The following is a 21,384-nucleotide window of genomic DNA, read 5'->3' on the forward strand; positions in this document are numbered from 1 at the left end:
CAAGTGTAACCTGACGGACCGGGGTTAGTCACGTATCCAGCCTTTGCGGATCGGAAGGGCAAACAGAACGCGATAGGCCTGTGATAATCCACGATAAAGCGCCGGGCCAAAGAGGCTCCACAGGATGGCTGCGCTGACGCAGCCCATCAGCCCCACCAGGAAACCGCCGACCATATCCAGCGGCCAGTGCACCCCCAGGTAGACGCGGGACCAGGCGATGGCGACTGCCACGCCCATCAGCACTACGCCGGACCACAGGCGATGCCAGAACAGGAAGGCCAGCGCAAAGGTGAAGATCACCGTGCCGTGATCGCTCGGGAACGAGTCATCCGGCGCATGGTGCAGGAAGTTGTAGCCGACGCGATCGACAAACGGACGATCGTGCGGGAAGGCGTGACCCAGCACGTAGCTTGCCAGCACGCTCACGCCAATTGCCATTGCCATTTTGATCACCAGATGGCGCTGGGCGATGACCTGTGTACGAGGTCCCCATAACCAGAGGATCACCGCCAGCGCCGGTACAATGCTAATCAGATCTTTCGCAATGAAGGTGGCGAGATCGATCATCCATTCCGGTGACGACGGCGTGGCGTTGAGCAGGTAAAACAGTTCGTAGTTCAGATTTTCTAACATAATCTCGTTACTCTTTAGCAAACCGGGCGGAAACCAGCCCGTAAACCAGCACCTGGGAAAACCAGACCCACCACCCGGCCCACAGGTTGTGAGAGAAAAAATGCGCGCCGCGCATGACCTGCCCGAAGCCCATCACCAGCCCCATAACAACGCCTGACGCGACAAAGGACCATGCCAGGCGCGGACGTTCACGCCAGAAGGCAAAAAACAGCCCCATCACCATAAACCCGCTGGAGGCGTGGCCGCCGGGAAAGCAGCGTCCCGGTCCGCTGTCTGCCGGAACGGCGCTGAACAGGGGATACGAAACGGACCTGCCGCCATATTCCACCAGATCCCACGGACAGCTGTGGTGGCTTATGCTTTTCAGCACCCCTACTACCAGCGCACCCAGCCCCATCAGAAGCGCGGCCGTTACCAGTCGGGCATTGCGTTTGTAAGCGCCGTAAATCAGCGATGCGGCAGCGATAACAATGGTCACATATTTCGCCAGCCGATGGTTCAGCAGATCCAGCAGCGGGTTTTGCTGTAGCGGAAAATGATGCGTCGCTGCGTCATACCAGAAACCGGTTATCCATCGGTCAAGCGATTCATCGCGCGAAAGCCAGGTAAAAAGCACCGCAAGGGCAATAAGTACGAAAAGTTGATAACCATAAAAGCGGGCAGGCAAACGGTAAAGACGTTTTGTCTTATTTGTCGGTAACTTAGATAATTCTGAAGGGCTGACGGCGTGTGTCATAGTTTCGGTCAATAACGTGAAATAGCACTATCATAGGGAGGGCAACTTAAGGAAACCTTAAACAACAACGATAAGTGCGTTATTTCTGTTTTTTCACGTTAATTTGCTATCTCAGACAGCGGCAATTCATTACACTCATCGCGATTTTTTCATACTAAAGAGATTGCATGATAAACCGTTCTTCTTCCGGTAATCGTCTGGGTCGTCAGGCGTTACTTTTTCCTCTGTGTCTGGTGCTTTACGAATTCTCTACCTACATCGGCAACGACATGATCCAGCCCGGCATGCTGGCTGTGGTTGAGCAGTACAACGCAGGTATTGAGTGGGTACCGACATCCATGACCGCCTATCTGGCGGGCGGCATGTTTTTACAGTGGCTGTTAGGGCCGCTGTCGGATCGTATTGGCCGCCGTCCGGTGATGCTGACGGGCGTAGTGTGGTTTATCGTCACCTGTCTCGCCACGCTGCTGGCGCAGAGTATTGAGCAGTTCACGCTGCTGCGTTTCCTTCAGGGCGTGAGCCTGTGCTTTATTGGCGCCGTGGGCTATGCCGCTATTCAGGAGTCGTTTGAGGAGGCGGTGTGTATCAAAATTACCGCGCTGATGGCAAACGTGGCGCTGATTGCACCGCTTCTTGGGCCGCTGGTGGGAGCCGCATGGGTTCACGTCGCGCCGTGGGAGGGGATGTTCGTCCTCTTTGCCGCGCTTGCGGCTATCTCTTTCTTTGGCCTGCACCGTGCGATGCCGGAAACCGCCACCCGCCTGGGCGAAAAGCTCTCGCTTAAAGAGCTGGGGCGGGATTATAAGGCAGTGCTGAAAAACGGTCGTTTTGTCGCGGGCGCGCTGGCGACGGGCTTTGTCAGCCTGCCACTGCTGGCGTGGATTGCCCAGTCGCCGGTCATTATCATCAGCGGCGAACAGCTTAGCAGCTATGAGTATGGCCTGTTACAGGTGCCGATTTTTGGCGCGCTGATTATCGGTAACCTGGTGCTGGCGCGTCTGACGTCACGCCGTACCGTGCGTTCGCTGATTATTTTGGGCGGCTGGCCCATAGCGGCAGGGCTGATTATCGCGGCGGTGGCGACCGTAGCCTCGTCTCATGCGTACCTGTGGATGACGGCGGGGCTGAGTGTTTACGCGTTTGGTATCGGCGTGGCGAATGCTGGCCTGGTGCGCCTGACGCTGTTCGCCAGTGAAATGAGTAAAGGCACGGTGTCTGCCGCGATGGGGATGCTGCAAATGCTGATTTTCACCGTCGGTATTGAGGTGAGCAAACATGCCTATGCTTTCGGCGGTAACGGGCTGTTCAGCCTGTTCAACCTCGCAAACGGTGTGCTGTGGGTAGGGCTGATGGTGGTGTTCCTGAAGGACAAACGCGTCGGAAATGCCCTGCAACCGTAATCCTTATTCCCTCTCCCCGCTGGGCGAGCTCGGGACAGTTCCCTCTCCCTGTGGGCTGAGGGATCCCCAGTAATTTGAAAGCAAAAGCGATAACGTTGCCTCAGAATAACTGAGGGCTTTCAGCGATGCCTCGGTCCGGCTGTAAATCGCTGAGGCGTTTCCTGTAGGCCGGGGCGAGGCGCAGGGATGCGCCGAGAGGGCGGGCTTTACAGGGATGTTACCTCCGCCCGTCCCCGATAAGCCGGAAGGAATAAGCCGAAGGCACCGCGAAGCGGCGATTTTCCGCCGGAAGCCCGGGTCGCCAGGGTGGTGGCGACTGAGCCACCCTGGCACGTTCACCGGTCATGTCGTGGCAGAGTAGCAAGGAACATAAAGTGAACGGAATGACCACCAGAGCCGTATGTTCCCCCTCACCCCAGCCCTCTCCCTCAAGGGAGAGGGGGCCATCTGTGCAGGCATTATTTTGTGGGGGACCCTCAGCCCTGTGGGAGAGGGTTAGGGTGAAGGCACCAGAGCGCACGGAATCAATTAAACGGCGCCTTCCCCTCCAGCACCATATCAATCACGTCCAGCACCCCTTCGTCATTATTGTTCGGCGCTTCATAGCGGGCCACAGCTTTTATATGCGGTCTGGCGTTGGCCATCGCGAAGCCAAACCCAGCCTGGCGCAGCATCTCCACGTCGTTACCGCTGTCGCCAAAGGCCACCACTTCACTGTCCTCAATGCCCCAGCGCGCTTGCAGGATCCGCAGGCCGTTAGCTTTGTGCACGCCAGGGATTATCAGGTCGATACTGCCGTGACCCGTGGTCACCGGCACCATGATGTCGCCAAGCTTCTCATGCAGCAGCGCCTGAATGCGCGGTATTTCGTCGTCAGAGACGTTAAGCCCGAACTTGAAGAAAATATCGTTGAGGTTGTCAAAGCTGCTGACGCTTTCAAGGCGGTGATAGTATTTCGCCGCAATCTCTTTGAAGAGGTCGTTATACGTTTTCAGCGTGTAGGCACTGTTTTTTCCGCAGGCAATTATCTCAATGCCGGGCACGTCGTTTAACAGGGTGGCGACGGTCAGAAAATGCTCTTTCGACAGTTCGCCGTTAAACACGTCTTCGCCCGCATCCACCACCCAGCCGCCGTTTTCGGCGACGAAGGCGATTTCATGGGCGATCTCGGGGAAAAATGAGATCAGCTGGTAGTACTGGTTTCCGCTGGCGACCACAAAACGGATGCCTTGCGCTTTCATGCGCGCGTACTGCGCCAGAAAACGCGCGCGATTATAGGTTTTCGCATCGCTCAGGAAGGAGCCATCCATGTCGACTGCAATCAGTTTAACGCTCATATCCCTTCTCCATTGTCGTTTGTTCTGCTTCCGGTTTTGCCACCGCACGCGCCACCAGGGCGGCAATAATCACTAACCCTAACACCACCAGCATGGCGCTGCGCAACCCGTAGTGCTCACCGAGGAATCCAAGCAACGGTGGCCCCACCAGGAAGGCAAGGTAGCCCGTGGTCGCCACAACGCTCACGCGCGTCGGCGCATCGGGGCCGGTATCGCTGGCAGCGGAAATGGTCAGCGGGAAGCCAAGGGAGGCGCCCAGCCCCCACAGGATCACCGACACACCGGCAATCCAGTCCACATCCACAAAGATGATCATCGCGATGCCCAGCCCACCCAGCAGGGCGCTGGCACGGACGACCGCCACGCGGCTGTAACGGTCGATAAACCAGCCGCCGGTAAAGCGTCCGACGGTCATGCCGAGCGTAAATCCAGCGTAGATCAGCGAGCCGGAGGTGGGGCTAAATCCGTGCCCGTCCACCATCAGCAACGGTAGCCAGTCGTTGGCGGAGCCTTCAGCAAATGCCATCGCCAGCACCACCACGCCAATCAGCATTAGCTGGAAATCACGATAGAAGGGCAACCCTTTTGCCGCAGACTTCTGTTCGTCCGAGGCGTGTTGTCCTGTGCCTGCGGGAATAGCCCTGATGCCGGTGAGGATCGGGATAATACAGACCAGCGCCGCCAGCAAAATGTGCACATTGGCCGCAATGCCCAGCGCCGTCAGCGCCATCCCCACGCCCGCGCCCGCCAGCGTGCCGAGACTGTAAAAGCCATGCATCATGGGCAGCACCGTTTTGTTCATCGCCTGTTCGACGGCGGCCCCCTCAACGTTAATGGCCACTTCAGCCGCACCAAAGCTGCCGCCAAATACCATCAGCCCAAGGGCAAACATCAGCGGCGAGGCGAACCACAGCGCCACGCTCAAAGCGAACATTCCCACCACGGCGCAGCACATGGTGGTACGGATCACCGCGCGCGTGCCAAAGCGCTTCACCAGCCAGGCCGAGCAGAGGATGCCGCTCATCGAGCCAATCGACAGGCCAAACAGCACGATCCCCATCTCCGCCGTCGAGACGGATAGCGTATCGCGGATTGCCGGGGTGCGCGTTGCCCAGGAAGCCATCAGCAGCCCGGGGATGAAGAAGAACATAAACAGCGCCCACATGCGCAGATGCAGGGCTTTGCGAGGAGAAGTTAGCGTCATTGGGATCAGCACCAGAAGTACAACAATAGCGACAACACTAGCAACTTTGTGTACATTTGTACATAAACCGGATGAGGATTTTATGAGCAGACCACCAAACGACCCTAACCGCCGCGAGAAGATACTCCAGGCGACGTTGGACACCATTGCTGAGCACGGTATTCATGCCGTCACGCATCGCAAAATTGCCACCTGTGCAGGCGTACCGCTGGGGTCGATGACCTACTATTTCGACGGGATGGAGTCGCTTCTGGAGGAGGCGTTCACGTGGTTTACGCAGCAGATGTCTCAGCAGTACCGGGATTTCTTCGCGGGGGTGACCGGGCGGGAGAGGGCGTGCGAGGCCATTACCACGCTGATCCACAGTTCAGCCGTGACCACGCCACACAATATGGCGCTGATGTATCAGCTGTACGCTTTTATGCACCGCAGCGCCGCGCTGAAAACGGTGATGCAGGACTGGATGAAGATGAGCCAGACTACGCTTGAGCAGTGGTTTGATCCGGCCACCGCCCGTGCGCTGGATGCGTTTATCGAGGGGATGACGCTGCATTTTGTAACCGACCGGTCGCCGTTAACCCGGGAGGAGATCCGGGCGATAGTGGGACGGATTGCAGGCGAGGATACCGTCTGATAGCGCTCGCCCCGGCCACGCCTGATGTCAGGAGATTTTTTTCCCGCTGGCGTCAACGACGACTTCGCCATCTTCCTTCGTAAATGCCCCTTTTTGCGCGTCCGGAAGGATGTCGAGAACGACTTCAGAAGGGCGGCACAGACGTGTACCCAGCGGCGTCACCACAATCGGACGGTTAATCAGAATGGGGTATAGCAGCATGAAATCAATAAGCTGGTCATCGGTGAAATTTCCCCCGGCAAGGCCCAGTTGCTCGTAAGGCTCGACGTTTTTGCGCAGCAGATCGCACACGGGAATCCCCATGTCTGCAATCAGCCTGGTCAGTTCATCACGCGACGATGGGTTCTCAAGATAGAGAATAATTTCGGGTTCCGTACCGCTGTTGCGGATCATCTCCAGCGTATTGCGCGACGTGCCGCAGGCCGGGTTGTGGTAGATAGTGATGTTGCTCATATCCGTTACTCATTACAGTGTGAAGGAGAGACGTAGCGCCAGCGCGGCGAGCGTCACAAACAGAACTGGCAGCGTCATTATGATGCCCGTCCTGAAATAGTAGCCCCAGGTAATGGTCATGTTTTTCTGTGCCAGCACATGAAGCCATAGCAGGGTAGCCAGGCTACCGATGGGGGTGATTTTCGGCCCCAGATCGCAGCCAATCACGTTCGCGTAAATCATCGCCTCCTTAATCAAGCCTGTTGCCGCACTACCCTCAATGGAGAGCGCGCCGATCAATACCGTTGGCATATTGTTCATTATGGATGACAGAAAGGCGGTGATAAATCCGGTTCCCAGCGTAGTGGCCCAGAGTCCATGTCCGGCTAAGCGATCAAGAACGCCTGAAAGAGACTCCGTCAGCCCGGCATTACGCAGGCCATACACCACCAGATACATCCCCAGCGAAAAGATAACGATCTGCCAGGGTGCGCCGCGCAGCACTTTCCCGGTGTTGATGGCGTGCCCGCGTTTCGCAACGGCAAATAAAATCAGCGCGCCAGTTGTTGCGATAGCGCTGACCGGGATACCCAGAGGTTCAAGCACAAAGAAACCGACGAGCAGTAGCAGCAGCACGATCCAGCCCGTTCTGAACGTCGGCAGGTCATGAATGGCCCGTGCGGGCTCGCGGAGTTTTGCCAGGTCATATTCCGGCGGTATTTCCTTGCGGAAGAACAGATGCAGCATTACCAGCGTCGCGGCAATTGCGGCGATATCAACCGGGATCATCACCGAGGCGTATTCGCTAAAGCCCAGCTTAAAGAAGTCCGCTGAGACGATGTTGACCAGGTTGGAGACAATCAGCGGCAGGCTGGCGGTATCGGCAATAAATCCCGCCGCCATCACGAACGCCAGCGTGGCCTGCTTGCTGAACCCCAGCGCCAGCAGCATGGCGATAACGATAGGCGTCAGGATCAATGCCGCGCCGTCATTGGCGAACAGCGCCGCCACGGCCGCACCCAGCAGCACGATCCAGGTAAACAGCAACCGCCCGCGACCGTTTCCCCAGCGAGCAACGTGCAGCGCCGCCCACTCGAAAAAACCGGACTCATCCAGCAGCAAACTGATAACGATTACCGCGATAAACGTGGCCGTCGCATTCCAGACGATGTTCCAGACCACCGGAATATCGTTAACGTGGATCACACCGCTCGCCAGCGCCAGCGCGGCGCCAATGGTGGCACTCCAGCCGATACTGAGCCCTTTGGGCTGCCAGATAACCAGTACCAGCGTAAACAGAAAAATAGCCCCTGCCAGAAACATCTTTTACTCCGTTATATCTGTTTTTGTGAATGTGTTGTGGTCAGCACGAGCCCGGGAGGCGGTTTTTCAGCTTCATACGTGTCTCTTCTCGCAGGCAGTTCCAGCTGTTATCGATAACGGTTGCCGCCCACGCGGGCATGTTGGGAGAGAGACGGTAGTAGATCCATTTACCCTCACGACGATCGATGACCAGTCCGGCCTCACGCAGTAAGGCCATATGGCGGGAGACTTTCGGCTGCGGCTCGTTGGTAGCGGAGCAGAGATCGCAGACGCACAGCTCGCCCGCCTCACGCAGAAGCATGACGATGGAGAGCCGCGTTTCGTCGGAGAGGGTTTTGAAGAGCTGAACGGGGTGAAGCATCTGGCGATCCTGCGTGGTTTTTATCATATACATTAAATCATATATGTTTGTGGCGAGTGAGGGAAGGGCAATAAGGGCAAATAAATGTCCTCAGTGAAGTACCATTACGTTGAGCCGTCGTCTTTGAGCCACAGACAGGGCGGGATTAGAAGATTAATGATTCCTGGTTTTGTTGAATATCTTCAATGTTATGAGACAGACGATCGTTGCAGATGTTAACAGAATCAAAATATCAATATTTGTATATGTTTCGTACATTGTCTCCGCATTAATATCACCATAGATGAAGCCGCAAATAGCAGTCGCAACGTCGTGGTTAATATAAGCTGTTGAAGGACCCAGCGTGCGTCCTAGCAGAAAGCTAATTAACGCAAACCAGACGGCCTTAAGTAGTCTTGAGCCCCATTTACAGGCAAGGGTAGTGATATCCACCGTCAATAACCTCAATACAGCCGCGAGCCATATGTGAACGCATACATGGAACCTGAATAAGCTCTGTGTTCATAAGAGCGTTACGGATTAATGCTAATCGGAGTTATGGGCGATTGATATACACCCTTCTGACACTGTACCGGGATGGAGTCTGAACAGCCCGCGATAGACGTGATCAATCCATGTTCCATCGTCGATTCCCCAGTCATCCTTATATAAAGCAAACCACTCATCACGGCCAAATTCCGCACCGGATCTTATTTTGTTCCATTGGTTAAGATAAAAAATAATTTTATGTGAGATTTGGAGGATCGTTTGGGTTTCTTGTTTTAACGGCGCAACCGGGCGACAGGGCAGAGCTGGCACGGTACAAGGGGAATTTAAGGATTTCTGGGAAACTGAAAAATTACGTCTGGAAGCGCCCGTGAGCTTTGGTTATTCTTTGTTCGGGTTCAGAACAATACGTATGAGATATGGATATTAAACAGGTTGCATTAGGGATTCTCGATGGGATCTCCTCCATACCGAACACAGCTTACATGGGCGTTGTAAGAAGCTGGGAGGGAAGCGGGCTTGCCGGGGATAGCGCTAAACAAAGAAACCAGGCTGAGACGGAGCGTTTTTTCTATATGCTCAAGAGCCTGGGTAATGCTGAGTCACCATTACGCAGACTGATAACTATCGTTTTCACGTCGTTCTATCAGAAACTCAATGATGATGGTAAAGAGGCCGTAAACAATAAATTGGGTTACGGAGCCGGGAGCGTTGGTGGGCGAGCAGCAGGGCAAATAGCTTTGGCACAGACAACCGCAAGTCTGATGTTGAATCGTCTGGCGATTGATCAGGCGTACAAGCATTTTATTCGGTTCAGCGCTTCAGCAGCGTTAAACGTCGTGATGTTTCAGGGAATCATTGAAGAATCAGCCAGAGCGTCAAGACGGATGAAAGCCAAATATCCCTCTACATACGCCAGGGTGTCAAAAGAGAGTCTGGATATGGTCTACTTTCTCGTTGAACAGCAGTTAGAGCCTTACCTGGTGTTCATTGAAGGACACCCTATTGATTGCAAAGGAATACAGAATGAAATTTGTAAAATCGTTAATGTCCCACGCAATTGAGGGAACTATCACCTTTCTGGCTGTGTTTTTTGCTATGGGGTCATTCTTCTGGTTTGAAAGTACATGGATGAAATTCACCGGGTGTTTTGGGGCGTTGATAGTTGGCTATGTGCTTTCATACGGAGCCGCAAAAATTAGAGGCGGGTGAGCTTTATCGCTCGATTTTGTCGAATCAAACCTGACATACAAAAAATCCGTCGCATAATGTCGCCAATAACCCGAAACTATGCAATTGATTGAATTTAAAAGCTATTTTTTAGGGAAACAAAAAACCCATCAACCTTGAACCAAAAATGGCGGGGTTGATGGGCTCCACAAATTGGGGACATCAAAGAAAAGCAGTGGCACTAGTTATGACTGCACCCTGCGTAAAAAGTTCTGCGCGTAACGAAAATTTTTCAGCCACACGCAATCTTGAGATTTATCCGAGTCCTGGCCAGATAATGATGATCAGCGTACCTGCCAGCGTCAGCAGCACGTTTGCGATGGCGTAGGTGCCTGCATAGCCCAGCGCCGGGATGTTGCTGCGCGCGGTGTCGCTGATGATCTCCATTGCCGGTGCGCAGGTGCGCGCGCCCATCATCGCGCCGAAGAGCAGGGCGCGGTTCATGCGGAGCACGTAGGCGCCGAACAGGAAGCAGATGACTACCGGTACCAGGCTGACGATAAGTCCGGAAACCAACATTTGCCAGCCGACCGCACCCAGGCCATTGCCAATGCCGCTCCCGGCGCTTAAGCCGACACCCGCCATAAAGACCATCAGACCGAACTCTTTCACCATGTTCAGCGCTCCCTGAGGGATGTAGCCGAAGGTGGGATGGTTCGCTCGCAGGAAGCCCAGCATGATCCCGGCGAACAGCAGACCGGCAGCGTTACCGATGCCGAAGCTAAAGTTACTGAACTGGAAGGTGATCATTCCGATCATCAGGCCAACAATGAAGAAGGCGCAGAAGGCTAACAGGTCCGTCACCTGACTGTGAATCGAGATAAAGCCGATACGGTCGGCAACGGTTTTAACACGTCGGGCATCGCCGCTGACCTGCAACACATCGCCTTTATTAAGCACCACGTTATCGTCGATAGGCATTTCAATCTGGCTGCGGATCACGCGGTTGAGGAAACAGCCGTGGTCGGTCAGCTTCAACTGCGCCAGACGGCGGCCCACGGCGTTGTGGTTCTTCACCACAATCTCTTCGGTGACGATACGCATGTCCAGCAGGTCGCGGTCGAACACTTCTTTCCCGTTGCGGAAGCTCGGATCGAGACGCGCGTGGGCGTCCGGGTAGCCAACCAGAGCGATGTCATCGCCCATCTGGAGCACCGCGTCACCGTCCGGGTTTGCCAGAATGCCGTTACGACGGATACGTTCGATGTAGCAGCCGGTCTGACGGTAGATCCCCAGCTCGCGCAGGTTTTTCCCGTCGGTCCAGGCAACCAGCTCTGGCCCGACGCGGTAGGCGCGGATCACCGGCAGGTATACTTTACGTTTGGAGTCCGTATCCAGACCACGCTCTCGGGCAATGGTCTGGGCGCTGGTCTGGAGATCCTGGTGCTGAAGTTTTGGCAGATAGCGCGCGCCCACAATCAGGCTCACCAGACCAATCAGATAGGTCAGGGCATAGCCCAGGCTCAGGTTATCCAGCGCGGCGGAAAGCTGCGTGCCTGCCATGCCAGAATGACGAAGCGTATCCCCCGCGCCAACAAGCACCGGCGTGGAGGTCATTGAGCCTGCCAGCATGCCGGCCGTTAAGCCGATGTCCCAGCCAAACAGTTTGCCCAGCCCTAACGCAATCAGCAGGGCGCTGCCGACCATCACCAGCGCCAGCATCAGATAATTTTTGCCGTCTCGGAAGAAAATGGAAAAAAAGTTCGGACCGGCTTCCACGCCAACGCAGAAAATAAACAGCATGAAACCTAAGTTAAGCGCGTCCGTGTTAATACTGAAATGTTGCTGACCTAATAACAGGGAGACGACTAAAACGCCAATGGAATTACCAAGTTGAACTGAACCCAGGCGCAATTTACCCAGACAAAGGCCCAGTGCCAGTACCACAAATAATAACAGGATGTAATTCCCATTTAACAAGTCTGCGACGTTTATATTCACGGAGGCTAACTTCTTGTTTACCAGTAAGTTGTTGAATGAAAGGACTATTTGGGCTACTGTTTTCAGAGTCAGGGAATCACTTTGCACCTCCCTGCTTCCTGATAAATACCCTAAACACTAGCAGGCGGTTAGTTTAATCGTAATAGCTACCGACAGCCACCTATTATCGCACGACTTGTGTGCGTGCTTTGGCAAGGATTGCCGCAATGCTTTATCTGACTGGGCGTCCACCGGACGATTTTTGTATTTGATAGAGATAAGTCAGGAGGATAGTTTGAACTTTAAACGAAACTGGGTTGGCGTAATCAGCTGCTTTTTGCTGTTTACGGTCGTTTGCATGTCGCTTGCTTTTAATGTGAAGGGCGCCTTCAGAGCGTCCGGTCATCCCGAGCTGGGCCTGTTGTTCTTCATCCTGCCGGGGGTAGTGGCCAGTTTTCTCTCGCGCAAAGGCGAGGTGGTAATGCCGCTGCTGGGGGCCATCCTTGCGGCGCCCCTCTGCCTGCTTCTGATGCGCGTGCTGTTTCTCTCGTCGAGAAGCGTCTGGCAGGAAGTGGCGTGGCTACTAAGTGGCGTTTTCTGGTGTGCGCTGGGGGCGCTCTGTTTCTTATTTATGCGCAGCCTGCTGCAACAGCGGAAGCATCATAAATAAAAACGCCCTCAGGGTGAGGGCGTCTTAGCATTACTGAGCGGCAAACAGGCCCAGGTGCTCTTTGGCGTACGCTTCGAAATCGGTGCAGCCGCCGATGTGTTTCTGATCGAGGAAGATTTGCGGCACGGTTTCAACCGGTTTACCCACGGTTTTTTCCAGATCGGCTTTGCTGATGCCTTCCGCGTGGATATCCACGTAACGGAAGTTGAAATCATCACGTTCTTCAGTCAGTTTCTCAGCCAGCTCTTTCGCGCGCACACAGTAAGGGCATCCTGGACGACCAAAAATTACTGCAAACATTTCTCTCTCCTCAAAAAACAAGCCTGACGGCGAATAATCCCTATAGTGCACGATAACCTGCCGTCATGGAAAGAAGGTTTCACCTGTCACTTTGATACAGTCAGGCTATGTTTCGCCAATTACATCAGGTGGATCATTGCCTATACTGGCTGCCATACGTTTTACGCAATACAAAGAGAGACAAAATGACGCCAACCATTGACCTGCTTCGTTCCCACCGTTCCATTCGCCATTTCACCGATGAGCCGATCACCCAGGCGCAGCGGGACGCGATCATCGACAGCGCAAGAGGCACCTCCAGCTCCAGCTTTTTGCAGTGCAGCTCCATTATCCGCATCACCGATCCGGCGATGCGTGAGCAGCTGGTAACGCTGACGGGCGGACAAAAGCACGTTGCCCAGGCGGCTGAGTTCTGGGTGTTCTGCGCCGATTTTAACCGTCACCTGCAAATCTGTCCTGAGGCGGAGCTGGGGCTGGCGGAACAGCTGCTACTGGGCGTGGTGGATACGGCATTGATGGCGCAAAACGCGTTCACGGCGGCGGAATCGCTGGGGCTTGGCGGCGTCTATATCGGCGGGCTGCGTAATAACATCGAAAGCGTGACGCAACTGCTGAAGCTGCCGAAACACGTGTTGCCGCTGTTTGGTCTGTGCCTCGGCTGGCCGGCGGATAACCCGGATCTGAAGCCGCGTATTCCTGCTGCGATGCTGGTGCATGAAAACCACTACCAGCCGGTCGATCAGGACGTTCTGCATCAATACGATGAAGAGCTGGCGAACTACTATCTGACGCGCGACAGCAACAACCGCCGCGATACCTGGAGCGACCATATTCGTCGCACCATCATTAAAGAAAACCGCCCGTTCATTCTTGATTACCTGCACAAACAGGGCTGGGCAACGCGATAGTCCCTTCCTCCTGCGCCTCGTGTATGATAGGCAGGCTTTTCCCATGTCTTTAGAGAGGTGCAGGGTGAAAATTGCCATATTGTCCCGGGATGGAACGCTCTATTCATGTAAACGCCTGCGAGAAGCGGCGGCGAAACGCGGACATCAGGTTGAGATCCTCGATCCGATGTCCTGCTATATGAACATCGACCCTGCGGCGTCGTCGATTCATTACAAAGGCCGCAAACTCCCGCATTTTGATGCGGTAATTCCCCGCATTGGCTCCCAGATCACCTATTACGGCACGGCCGCGCTGCGCCAGTTTGAAATGCTGGGAAGCTATCCGCTCAATGAGTCCGTGGCGATCTCACGCGCCCGCGATAAGCTGCGCTCGCTGCAACTGCTGGCGCGCCAGGGGATCGATTTGCCCGTCACCGGGATTGCTCACTCCCCGGACGACACCAGCGATTTAATCGACATGGTGGGTGGTGCGCCGTTGGTCATTAAGCTGGTGGAAGGCACGCAGGGTATTGGGGTGGTACTGGCGGAGACGCGTCAGGCGGCGGAAAGCGTGATTGACGCCTTTCGCGGTCTGAATGCCCATATTCTGGTGCAGGAGTATATTAAAGAGGCCAAAGGGTGCGACATCCGCTGCTTTGTGGTGGGCGATGAAGTGGTGGCCGCCATAGAGCGGCAGGCGAAAGAGGGCGACTTCCGCTCTAACCTGCACCGCGGCGGTATCGCGCGGGTGGCCCTTATCAGCGAGCGCGAGCGCGAGATTGCGGTGAAAGCGGCGCAGACGCTGGGCCTGGATGTGGCGGGGGTCGATCTGCTGCGTGCCGACCGCGGGCCGCTGGTGATGGAAGTTAACGCCTCGCCGGGGCTGGAAGGGGTGGAAAAAACCACAGGCGTCGATATTGCAGGTAAAATGATCGCATGGATTGAACGCCATGCGACGCCGGGATTTTGCCTGAAAACGGGCGGTTAAATGGATCGGCGCGCACTTTTTGCGTAAGCTGGACAACGTTTTTATTTAAGAGGCTGCACAGCGATGGATTTACAGGTCGTACCTACACTGGATACGTTACGTCAATGGCTCGATGATGCCGGTATTACTTTTTTCGAATGCGACTCCTGCCAGGCGCTGCATCTGCCTCACATGCAAAATTTCGATGGTATTTTTGATGCCAAAATCGATCTGATTAACGACGTGATCCTGTTCTCGGCGCTGGCTGAAGTGAAGCCTTCAGCGCTGCTTGCACTGGCATCCGATCTGTCAGCGATTAACGCCAGTTCTTTGACGGTGAAAGCGTTTCTCGACATACAGGATGATAATCTGCCGAAGCTGGTGGTTTGCCAGTCTTTATTCTCCGGCGCGGGGCTCTCCTTCAAACAGTTCGCCTGGTTTATGCGCCTGAGCGAAGAGCAAATTTCCATGGTAATGATGGAAGCCAACGCACATCACCTGCTGTATAGCGCGGAAGATGATGCCGAGAATAATGATGCATCTTCCAATTTTCTCCACTAAGCCTGTCTGACTTTTGCGCAGTCGCTACCAGAGCGGCTGCATAACACCGCTTTTTCTGCTGCTTTTAACCTTTCTTTAAAGAATTTTTCACCTCCTCTCAGGCCGTTTCGGCTTATCACGTAGACATAATCTGCATAAAAAATTGATAAAAGGCGTTTTTTCGTCTGGGCTATAGCCGGAGACACGGGCTACAGTTATTCTTGCGGTGCTTAAAAAAGCGAGCGGAACCTGCCGGGAAGAGGGGTGTATTTTATTTCGGGCAGAGCGACAAACTATGCATGAATATTGCATATCTTCAGGCTGCACAGTTTTGGTTCGTTTGTTAACGAGCTTTCAGAAGGAATAACAATATGATCGCCTTGAATAAAAAATGGTTATCGGGTCTGGTTGCGGGTGCTCTGATGGCCGTCTCTGCCGGCACGCTCGCTGCGGAACAAAAAACGCTGCACGTCTATAACTGGTCTGACTATATTGCGCCGGACACCGTCGCGAATTTTGAAAAAGAGACCGGCATTAAGGTTGTCTACGACGTATTCGATTCCAACGAAGTACTGGAAGGCAAACTGATGGCGGGCAGTACCGGTTTCGACCTGGTGGTGCCCTCTGCAAGCTTCCTGGAGCGTCAGCTGACCGCCGGTGTCTTCCAGCCGCTGGACAAGAACAAGTTATCGAACTGGAAAAACCTCGATCCGGAAGTGCTGAAGCTGGTGGCGAAGCATGATCCGGACAACAAATACGCCATGCCTTACCTGTGGGCGACCACCGGTATTGGCTTTAACGTGGATAAAGTCAAAGCGGCGCTGGGCCCGGACGTCAAGCTGGACAGCTGGGACGTGGTGCTGAAGCCGGAAAACCTCGAGAAGCTGAAAAGCTGCGGCGTCTCTTTCCTCGATGCGCCGGAAGAGATTTTCGCCACCGTGCTTAACTATCTCGGCAAAGATCCAAACAGCAGCAAGGCCGACGACTACACCGGTCCGGCGACCGACCTGCTATTGAAGCTGCGTCCGAATATTCGCTACTTCCACTCCTCTCAGTACATCAACGACCTGGCTAACGGGGATATCTGCGTGGCCATCGGCTGGGCGGGTGACGTCTGGCAGGCAGCGAACCGTGCGAAAGAGGCGAAAAACGGCGTGAATGTTTCCTACTTCATTCCGAAGGAGGGGGCGCTGGCGTTCTTCGACGTCTTCGCGATGCCGGCTGATGCGAAAAACAAAGAGGAAGCGTATCAGTTCCTCAACTACCTGATGCGTCCGGAAGTGATTGCCCACATCAGCGACCACGTCTACTACGCCAACGGTAACAAGGCCTCCGTGCCGCTGGTGAGCGAAGAAATCCGCAATAATCCGGCGATCTACCCGCCAGCCGATGTGTTTGCCAAGCTCTTCACCCTGAAAGTGCAGGAATCGAAAATTGACCGTGTGCGTACCCGCGCGTGGACCAAGGTGAAAAGCGGTAAGTAACGGCGTTTGATATCGTTGCCCGGTGGCGCTGTCGCTTACCGGGCCGACAAATCCCGTAGGCCGGGCAAGCGTTAGCGCCGCCCGGCGATGCGCACCCTGACGGTGCGTTTGCACCAGTGTTGATCTATGCCGGAGAGCACCCCGTGAATGACGCGATCCCCCGCCCGCAGGCGAAAGTCCGTAAAGCGCTGACCCCGCTTCTTGAAATTCGTAACCTCACCAAATCCTTCGACGGCCAGCATGCCGTGGACGATGTCAGCCTGACGATCTACAAAGGTGAAATATTTGCTTTGCTCGGCGCATCCGGCTGCGGTAAATCGACCCTGCTGCGTATGCTGGCCGGGTTTGAACAACCTACCGCCGGGCAGATCGTGCTGGATGGGGTAGACCTCTCCAGCGTGCCGCCGTACCAGCGGCCCATTAACATGATGTTCCAGTCCTATGCCCTGTTCCCGCACATGACCGTCGAGCAGAACATCGCCTTCGGCCTGAAGCAGGACAAACTGCCGAAAGCCGAAATCACCGCGCGCGTGGCGGAGATGCTGAGCCTGGTGCACATGCAGGAGTTCGCGAAGCGTAAGCCGCATCAGCTTTCCGGCGGCCAGCGTCAGCGCGTGGCGCTGGCAAGAAGTCTGGCCAAACGGCCGAAATTACTCCTGCTCGACGAGCCGATGGGCGCGCTGGATAAAAAGCTGCGCGACCGGATGCAGCTGGAAGTGGTGGATATCCTTGAGCGCGTAGGGGTGACCTGCGTGATGGTGACGCACGACCAGGAAGAGGCGATGACCATGGCCGGGCGCATTGCGATCATGAATCGCGGTAAGTTCGTGCAGATAGGCGAGCCGGAGGAGATTTACGAACACCCGACAACCCGCTACAGCGCGGAGTTCATCGGCTCGGTAAACGTCTTCGAAGGGCTGTTGAAGGAACGCCAGGACGACGGTCTGGTGATTGAATCGCCGGGGCTGGTGCACCCGCTTAAGGTTGATTCTGATAATTCCGTGGTGGACAACGTGCCGGTTTACGTTGCCCTGCGCCCGGAAAAAATCATGCTTTGCGATGAGCCGCCCGCCGATGGCTATAACTTTGCCGTGGGCGAAGTGGTACACATCGCCTATCTCGGCGATCTGTCGATTTACCATGTCCGCCTGAAAAGCGGCCAGATGCTCAGCGCCCAGTTACAGAACGAACACCGGTATCGCAAGGGACAGCCAACCTGGGGCGACGAAGTGAGCCTGTGCTGGGATGCGGACAGTTGCGTAGTCCTGACGGTATAAGGAGCGGTCATGAGCACACTTGAACCTCCAGCCCGCGTCAAAAAACCGGGCGGTTTCTCGCACTGGCTGGCGCGCGTGCAGATGGCGCATGGCCGCAAGCTGGTCATCGCCATGCCCTATATCTGGCTGATCCTGCTGTTTCTGCTGCCGTTCCTGATCGTCTTTAAGATCAGCCTGGCGGAGATGGCGCGGGCGATCCCGCCGTATACCGATCTGTGGGAGTGGGCCGACGGGCAACTGACGCTGACCTTAAACCTTGGGAATTTCCTGCAACTGACTGAGGATCCGCTCTATTTCGAAGCCTATTTACAGTCGTTACAGGTTGCGGCGATCTCAACGATCTGCTGCTTGTTGATGGGCTACCCGCTGGCGTGGGCAGTGGCGCACAGCAAGCCGTCGACGCGAAATATTTTACTGCTGTTGGTCATTTTACCGTCGTGGACATCTTTCCTGATCCGCGTGTACGCGTGGATGGGGATCCTGAAGAATAACGGCATACTGAATAACTTCCTGCTGTGGCTTGGGGTGATCGACCAGCCGCTGACGATCCTGCATACCAACCTTGCGGTGTATATCGGGATTGTCTATGCCTATCTGCCGTTTATGGTGCTGCCAATCTATACGGCGCTGACGCGAATCGATTACTCGCTGGTGGAAGCCTCGCTGGATCTCGGCGCACGCCCGTTGAAGACGTTCTTCAGCGTCATTGTGCCGCTCACAAAAGGCGGGATCATCGCCGGATCGATGCTGGTGTTTATCCCGGCGGTCGGGGAGTTTGTGATCCCCGAACTGCTCGGCGGCCCGGACAGCATCATGATTGGCCGCGTGCTGTGGCAGGAGTTCTTCAATAACCGCGACTGGCCGGTGGCCTCGGCGGTGGCGATTGTCATGTTACTGCTGCTGATCGTGCCGATCATGTGGTTCCACAAACATCAGCAGAAACAGATGGGAGACCACGGATGAACAACTTACCGGTAGTACGCTCCCCGTGGCGAATTCTGATCCTGATTATCGGCTTTACCTTCCTGTACGCGCCGATGCTGATGCTGGTGATCTACTCGTTCAACAGCTCTAAGCTGGTCACCGTCTGGGCGGGCTGGTCGACGCGCTGGTACAGCGAGCTGTTCCACGATGATGCGATGATGAGTGCGGTGGGGCTGAGCCTGACCATTGCGGCGCTGGCGGCGACGATGGCCTGCGTGCTGGGCACTATTGCCGCGCTGGTGATGGTGCGCTTCGGCCGTTTTCGCGGAGCAAATGGTTTTGCGTTTATGATCACCGCCCCGCTGGTCATGCCGGACGTCATCACCGGTCTGTCGCTGCTCCTGCTGTTTGTCGCGCTGGCGCACGCCATCGGCTGGCCAGCGGATCGCGGGATGCTCACCATCTGGCTGGCGCACGTCACCTTCTGTACGGCGTATGTGGCGGTGGTCATCTCCTCGCGGCTGCGCGAGTTGGATCGCTCAATTGAAGAGGCGGCGATGGATCTCGGCGCCACGCCGGTGAAGGTCTTTTTCATCATTACGCTTCCGATGATTATGCCGGCGGTGATCTCCGGCTGGCTGCTGGCGTTCACGCTCTCGCTCGACGATCTGGTTATCGCCAGCTTTGTGTCGGGGCCGGGCGCGACGACGCTGCCGATGCTGGTCTTCTCCAGCGTGCGCATGGGGGTGAATCCGGAGATTAATGCCCTGGCCTCCATCATCCTCGGCGTGGTCGGAATTGTCGGATTTATCGCCTGGTATTTGATGGCGCGCGCGGAAAAGCAGCGCGTGCGCGATATCCAGCGTGCAAGACGCGGCTGAAGGAATTATTATTTCCAGTGATGTGCCGCGTATGACGCGGCACTGTTTTTCAGGGAAGTAAAAACATTGGGATTCTTGCAAAAAACACGTCATTCGCACGCCCGTCCGAACGTCCCTGCGCTGGTGCAGGTGGCGGCGCTCGCCATTATTATGATCCGCTGCCTGGATGTGCTGATGATTATGAACACGCTGGGCCCGCGAGGCATGGGGGAGTTCATTCACCGCAGCGCGCAGACGTGGAATCTGACGCTGGTGTTTCTCAGCAGCCTGATGCTGGTGTTTATTGAGATCTACTGTGCGTTCTCGCTGGTAAAGGGGCGCAACTGGGCGCGCTGGGTATATTTTCTTACGCAGATCACCGCCGCCAGCTATCTGTGGGCCGCCTCGCTGGGCTATGGCTATCCGGAGCTATTCAGCATTCCCGGCGGCTCCCGCCGCGAGATTTTCCATTCCTTAGTGATGCAAAAATTGCCGGACATGCTGGTGCTCTGCCTGCTCTATGTTCCCGCCTCCAGTCGGCGGTTCTTCCGCCTGCAATAATGTGTATAATCGCAGCCCTCGTGATTCTTAAGGTTTTCATATGCAGTGCGCACTCTATGACGCCGGACGCTGCCGCTCCTGTCAGTGGATAGAACAGCCGGTCCCTCAACAACTCACCGCCAAAATGGCCGACCTGCAACAGCTGCTGGCAGCACACGCGGTGGGCGAGTGGTGCGCACCCGTCAGCGGGCCGGAGCAGGGCTTTCGTAATAAAGCCAAAATGGTGGTCAGCGGCAGCGTCGAAAAGCCGCTGCTGGGCATGCTGCACCGTGACGGCACGCCCGTCGATCTCACCGGCTGTCCGCTGTATCCCGCCTCGTTTGAGCCGGTGTTTACCGCCCTGAAACCCTTTATCGCCCGCGCGGGGTTAACGCCCTATAACGTTGCCCGCAGGCGCGGCGAGCTTAAGTACCTTCTGCTGACCGAAAGCCAAATCGACGGCGGGATGATGCTGCGCTTTGTGCTGCGTTCGGAAACCAAACTGGAGCAGCTTCGCGCGGTGTTGCCGTGGCTGCAGGAACAGCTTCCGCAGCTCAAGGTCATTACCGCTAATATTCAGCCGGTGCATATGGCGATCATGGAAGGAGAGAAAGAGATTTTCTTCACCGAACAGCATGCGCTGGCGGAGAATTTCAACGGCGTGCCGCTGTGGATCCGTCCGCAAAGCTTCTTCCAGACTAACCCCACCGTCGCCAGCGCGCTGTACGCGACCGCGCGCGACTGGGTGCGTGCGTTACAGGTTCATCACATGTGGGATCTGTTCTGCGGCGTCGGCGGCTTTGGCCTGCACTGTGCCACGCCAGACATGCAGCTCACCGGGATTGAAATTTCTGCGGAGGCCATCGCCTGCGCGAAACAGTCCGCCGCGGAGCTGGGGCTGACGAATCTGCACTTCCAGGCGCTGGACTCGACCCGGTTCGCCACCGGCCAGGGCAACGTGCCGGAGCTGGTGCTGGTGAACCCGCCGCGCCGGGGTATCGGCCAGGCGCTCTGCGACTACCTGAGCCAGATGGCGCCGGAGTACATCGTCTACTCCAGCTGTAACGCGCAGACCATGGTGAAGGATATCGCCAGCCTGCCGGGCTACCGCATTGCGCGCGTTCAGCTCTTTGATATGTTCCCGCACACTGCGCATTACGAAGTGCTGACGTTGCTCGTGAAATCTTAAACAAAATGTGAACTCTTCCCCCGCTCGAAATCAGGTAAGCTTACGCCATA

22 protein-coding genes and 1 pseudogene are annotated in these 21,384 nt (G+C 55.7%); 13 read left to right on the top strand and 10 right to left on the bottom strand.

The window, feature by feature from the left end; all coding sequences use genetic code 11:
• Nucleotides 1–24: 24 nt before the first annotated feature.
• Complete coding sequence (gene ybjG / locus IPZ49_RS14935; protein WP_063146177.1) at nt 25–633, bottom strand: undecaprenyl-diphosphate phosphatase; 609 nt, start codon at nt 631–633, stop codon at nt 25–27.
• A gap of 7 nt (nt 634–640) precedes the next feature.
• Complete coding sequence (locus IPZ49_RS14940; protein ID WP_032624581.1) at nt 641–1,369, bottom strand: phosphatase PAP2 family protein; 729 nt, start codon at nt 1,367–1,369, stop codon at nt 641–643.
• Between the two features lie 167 nt (nt 1,370–1,536).
• Here IPZ49_RS14940 and IPZ49_RS14945 point away from each other — a divergent pair, with 167 nt between their 5' ends.
• A complete protein-coding gene (locus IPZ49_RS14945) occupies nt 1,537–2,769 on the top strand; it encodes an MFS transporter (protein WP_045621923.1) in 1,233 nt (410 codons plus the stop codon).
• Between the two features lie 524 nt (nt 2,770–3,293).
• Here IPZ49_RS14945 and IPZ49_RS14950 read toward each other — a convergent pair.
• Together IPZ49_RS14950 and IPZ49_RS14955 are read right to left on the bottom strand one after the other, a co-directional pair.
• The gene (locus IPZ49_RS14950; protein WP_022647558.1) at nt 3,294–4,106 is read right to left on the bottom strand and encodes a Cof-type HAD-IIB family hydrolase; all 813 of its coding nucleotides are present in this window, start codon (nt 4,104–4,106) and stop codon (nt 3,294–3,296) included.
• On the bottom strand, nt 4,096–5,310 hold the full coding sequence (locus IPZ49_RS14955; RefSeq protein WP_023299676.1) for an MFS transporter: 1,215 nt from the start codon (nt 5,308–5,310) through the stop codon (nt 4,096–4,098). Before IPZ49_RS14955 ends, IPZ49_RS14950 begins: the two co-directional genes overlap by 11 nt.
• Nucleotides 5,311–5,392: 82 nt before the next feature.
• On the opposite strand from IPZ49_RS14955, the gene IPZ49_RS14960 reads away from it, so the two are divergent.
• Nucleotides 5,393–5,944: a TetR/AcrR family transcriptional regulator gene (locus IPZ49_RS14960; protein WP_032624580.1), complete on the top strand. Its 552-nt coding sequence runs from the start codon at nt 5,393–5,395 to the stop codon at nt 5,942–5,944.
• Between the two features lie 27 nt (nt 5,945–5,971).
• On the opposite strand, the gene arsC is transcribed toward IPZ49_RS14960, so the two are convergent.
• The 4 genes and pseudogenes from arsC to IPZ49_RS14980 form a co-directional block, all read right to left on the bottom strand.
• The gene (arsC, locus tag IPZ49_RS14965; protein ID WP_063146176.1) at nt 5,972–6,397 is read right to left on the bottom strand and encodes a glutaredoxin-dependent arsenate reductase; all 426 of its coding nucleotides are present in this window, start codon (nt 6,395–6,397) and stop codon (nt 5,972–5,974) included.
• Nucleotides 6,398–6,409: 12 nt separating this feature from the next.
• The gene (locus tag IPZ49_RS14970) at nt 6,410–7,699 is read right to left on the bottom strand and encodes an arsenic transporter (protein ID WP_023299679.1); all 1,290 of its coding nucleotides are present in this window, start codon (nt 7,697–7,699) and stop codon (nt 6,410–6,412) included.
• Nucleotides 7,700–7,739: 40 nt separating this feature from the next.
• Nucleotides 7,740–8,060 (bottom strand): metalloregulator ArsR/SmtB family transcription factor, encoded by a 321-nt coding sequence (locus tag IPZ49_RS14975; protein WP_022650686.1) that lies wholly within the window; start codon nt 8,058–8,060, stop codon nt 7,740–7,742.
• Nucleotides 8,061–8,466: 406 nt separating this feature from the next.
• A pseudogene (locus tag IPZ49_RS14980) lies at nt 8,467–8,768 on the bottom strand (tlde1 domain-containing protein); the annotation flags it as partial.
• A 197-nt stretch (nt 8,769–8,965) separates the two neighbouring features.
• On the opposite strand from IPZ49_RS14980, the gene IPZ49_RS14985 reads away from it, so the two are divergent.
• A complete protein-coding gene (locus IPZ49_RS14985) occupies nt 8,966–9,610 on the top strand; it encodes a hypothetical protein (RefSeq protein ID WP_046618550.1) in 645 nt (214 codons plus the stop codon).
• A 421-nt stretch (nt 9,611–10,031) separates the two neighbouring features.
• Here the strand turns inward: IPZ49_RS14985 and IPZ49_RS14990 are convergent, their stop codons facing one another.
• On the bottom strand, nt 10,032–11,717 hold the full coding sequence (locus IPZ49_RS14990) for an aspartate:alanine antiporter (protein WP_001024855.1): 1,686 nt from the start codon (nt 11,715–11,717) through the stop codon (nt 10,032–10,034).
• Nucleotides 11,718–11,991: 274 nt separating this feature from the next.
• Between IPZ49_RS14990 and IPZ49_RS14995 the strand changes: the two genes are divergently transcribed.
• Nucleotides 11,992–12,366 (top strand): inner membrane protein YbjM, encoded by a 375-nt coding sequence (locus tag IPZ49_RS14995; RefSeq protein ID WP_023299682.1) that lies wholly within the window; start codon nt 11,992–11,994, stop codon nt 12,364–12,366.
• Nucleotides 12,367–12,396: 30 nt separating this feature from the next.
• Here the strand turns inward: IPZ49_RS14995 and IPZ49_RS15000 are convergent, their stop codons facing one another.
• Nucleotides 12,397–12,666 carry a GrxA family glutaredoxin gene (locus IPZ49_RS15000; RefSeq protein WP_014169305.1) on the bottom strand — a complete coding sequence of 90 codons (270 nt, stop codon included), beginning with the start codon at nt 12,664–12,666 and terminating at the stop codon, nt 12,397–12,399.
• 185 nt (nt 12,667–12,851) lie between these two features.
• Here IPZ49_RS15000 and nfsA point away from each other — a divergent pair, with 185 nt between their 5' ends.
• The 9 genes from nfsA (at nt 12,852) to rlmC (ending at nt 21,334) form a co-directional block, all read left to right on the top strand.
• On the top strand, nt 12,852–13,574 hold the full coding sequence (gene nfsA / locus IPZ49_RS15005) for a nitroreductase NfsA (RefSeq protein WP_023299683.1): 723 nt from the start codon (nt 12,852–12,854) through the stop codon (nt 13,572–13,574).
• A gap of 64 nt (nt 13,575–13,638) precedes the next feature.
• Entirely contained in the window at nt 13,639–14,541 is a 903-nt protein-coding gene (gene rimK / locus IPZ49_RS15010) for a 30S ribosomal protein S6--L-glutamate ligase (protein WP_032621711.1), read from the top strand.
• A gap of 63 nt (nt 14,542–14,604) precedes the next feature.
• Nucleotides 14,605–15,081, top strand: a complete 477-nt coding sequence (locus IPZ49_RS15015; RefSeq protein ID WP_022647571.1) for a YbjN domain-containing protein — start codon at nt 14,605–14,607, stop codon at nt 15,079–15,081.
• A gap of 350 nt (nt 15,082–15,431) precedes the next feature.
• A complete protein-coding gene (gene potF / locus IPZ49_RS15020; protein ID WP_063146175.1) occupies nt 15,432–16,544 on the top strand; it encodes a spermidine/putrescine ABC transporter substrate-binding protein PotF in 1,113 nt (370 codons plus the stop codon).
• Nucleotides 16,545–16,687: 143 nt separating this feature from the next.
• Nucleotides 16,688–17,821 carry a putrescine ABC transporter ATP-binding subunit PotG gene (gene potG / locus IPZ49_RS15025; RefSeq protein WP_017693732.1) on the top strand — a complete coding sequence of 378 codons (1,134 nt, stop codon included), beginning with the start codon at nt 16,688–16,690 and terminating at the stop codon, nt 17,819–17,821.
• A 9-nt stretch (nt 17,822–17,830) separates the two neighbouring features.
• Entirely contained in the window at nt 17,831–18,784 is a 954-nt protein-coding gene (gene potH, locus IPZ49_RS15030) for a putrescine ABC transporter permease PotH (RefSeq protein WP_022647573.1), read from the top strand.
• Complete coding sequence (gene potI, locus IPZ49_RS15035) at nt 18,781–19,626, top strand: putrescine ABC transporter permease PotI (protein WP_063146174.1); 846 nt, start codon at nt 18,781–18,783, stop codon at nt 19,624–19,626. Before potH ends, potI begins: the two co-directional genes overlap by 4 nt.
• Nucleotides 19,627–19,668: 42 nt before the next feature.
• Nucleotides 19,669–20,166 (top strand): YbjO family protein, encoded by a 498-nt coding sequence (locus IPZ49_RS15040; protein ID WP_087878582.1) that lies wholly within the window; start codon nt 19,669–19,671, stop codon nt 20,164–20,166.
• Nucleotides 20,167–20,206: 40 nt separating this feature from the next.
• The gene (rlmC, locus tag IPZ49_RS15045; protein WP_046618486.1) at nt 20,207–21,334 is read left to right on the top strand and encodes a 23S rRNA (uracil(747)-C(5))-methyltransferase RlmC; all 1,128 of its coding nucleotides are present in this window, start codon (nt 20,207–20,209) and stop codon (nt 21,332–21,334) included.
• Nucleotides 21,335–21,384 lie beyond the last annotated feature (50 nt).

It is taken from the genome of Enterobacter cloacae complex sp. S2 (genome assembly GCF_015159675.1).
Classification (GTDB): Bacteria; Pseudomonadota; Gammaproteobacteria; order Enterobacterales; family Enterobacteriaceae; genus Enterobacter; species Enterobacter intestinihominis.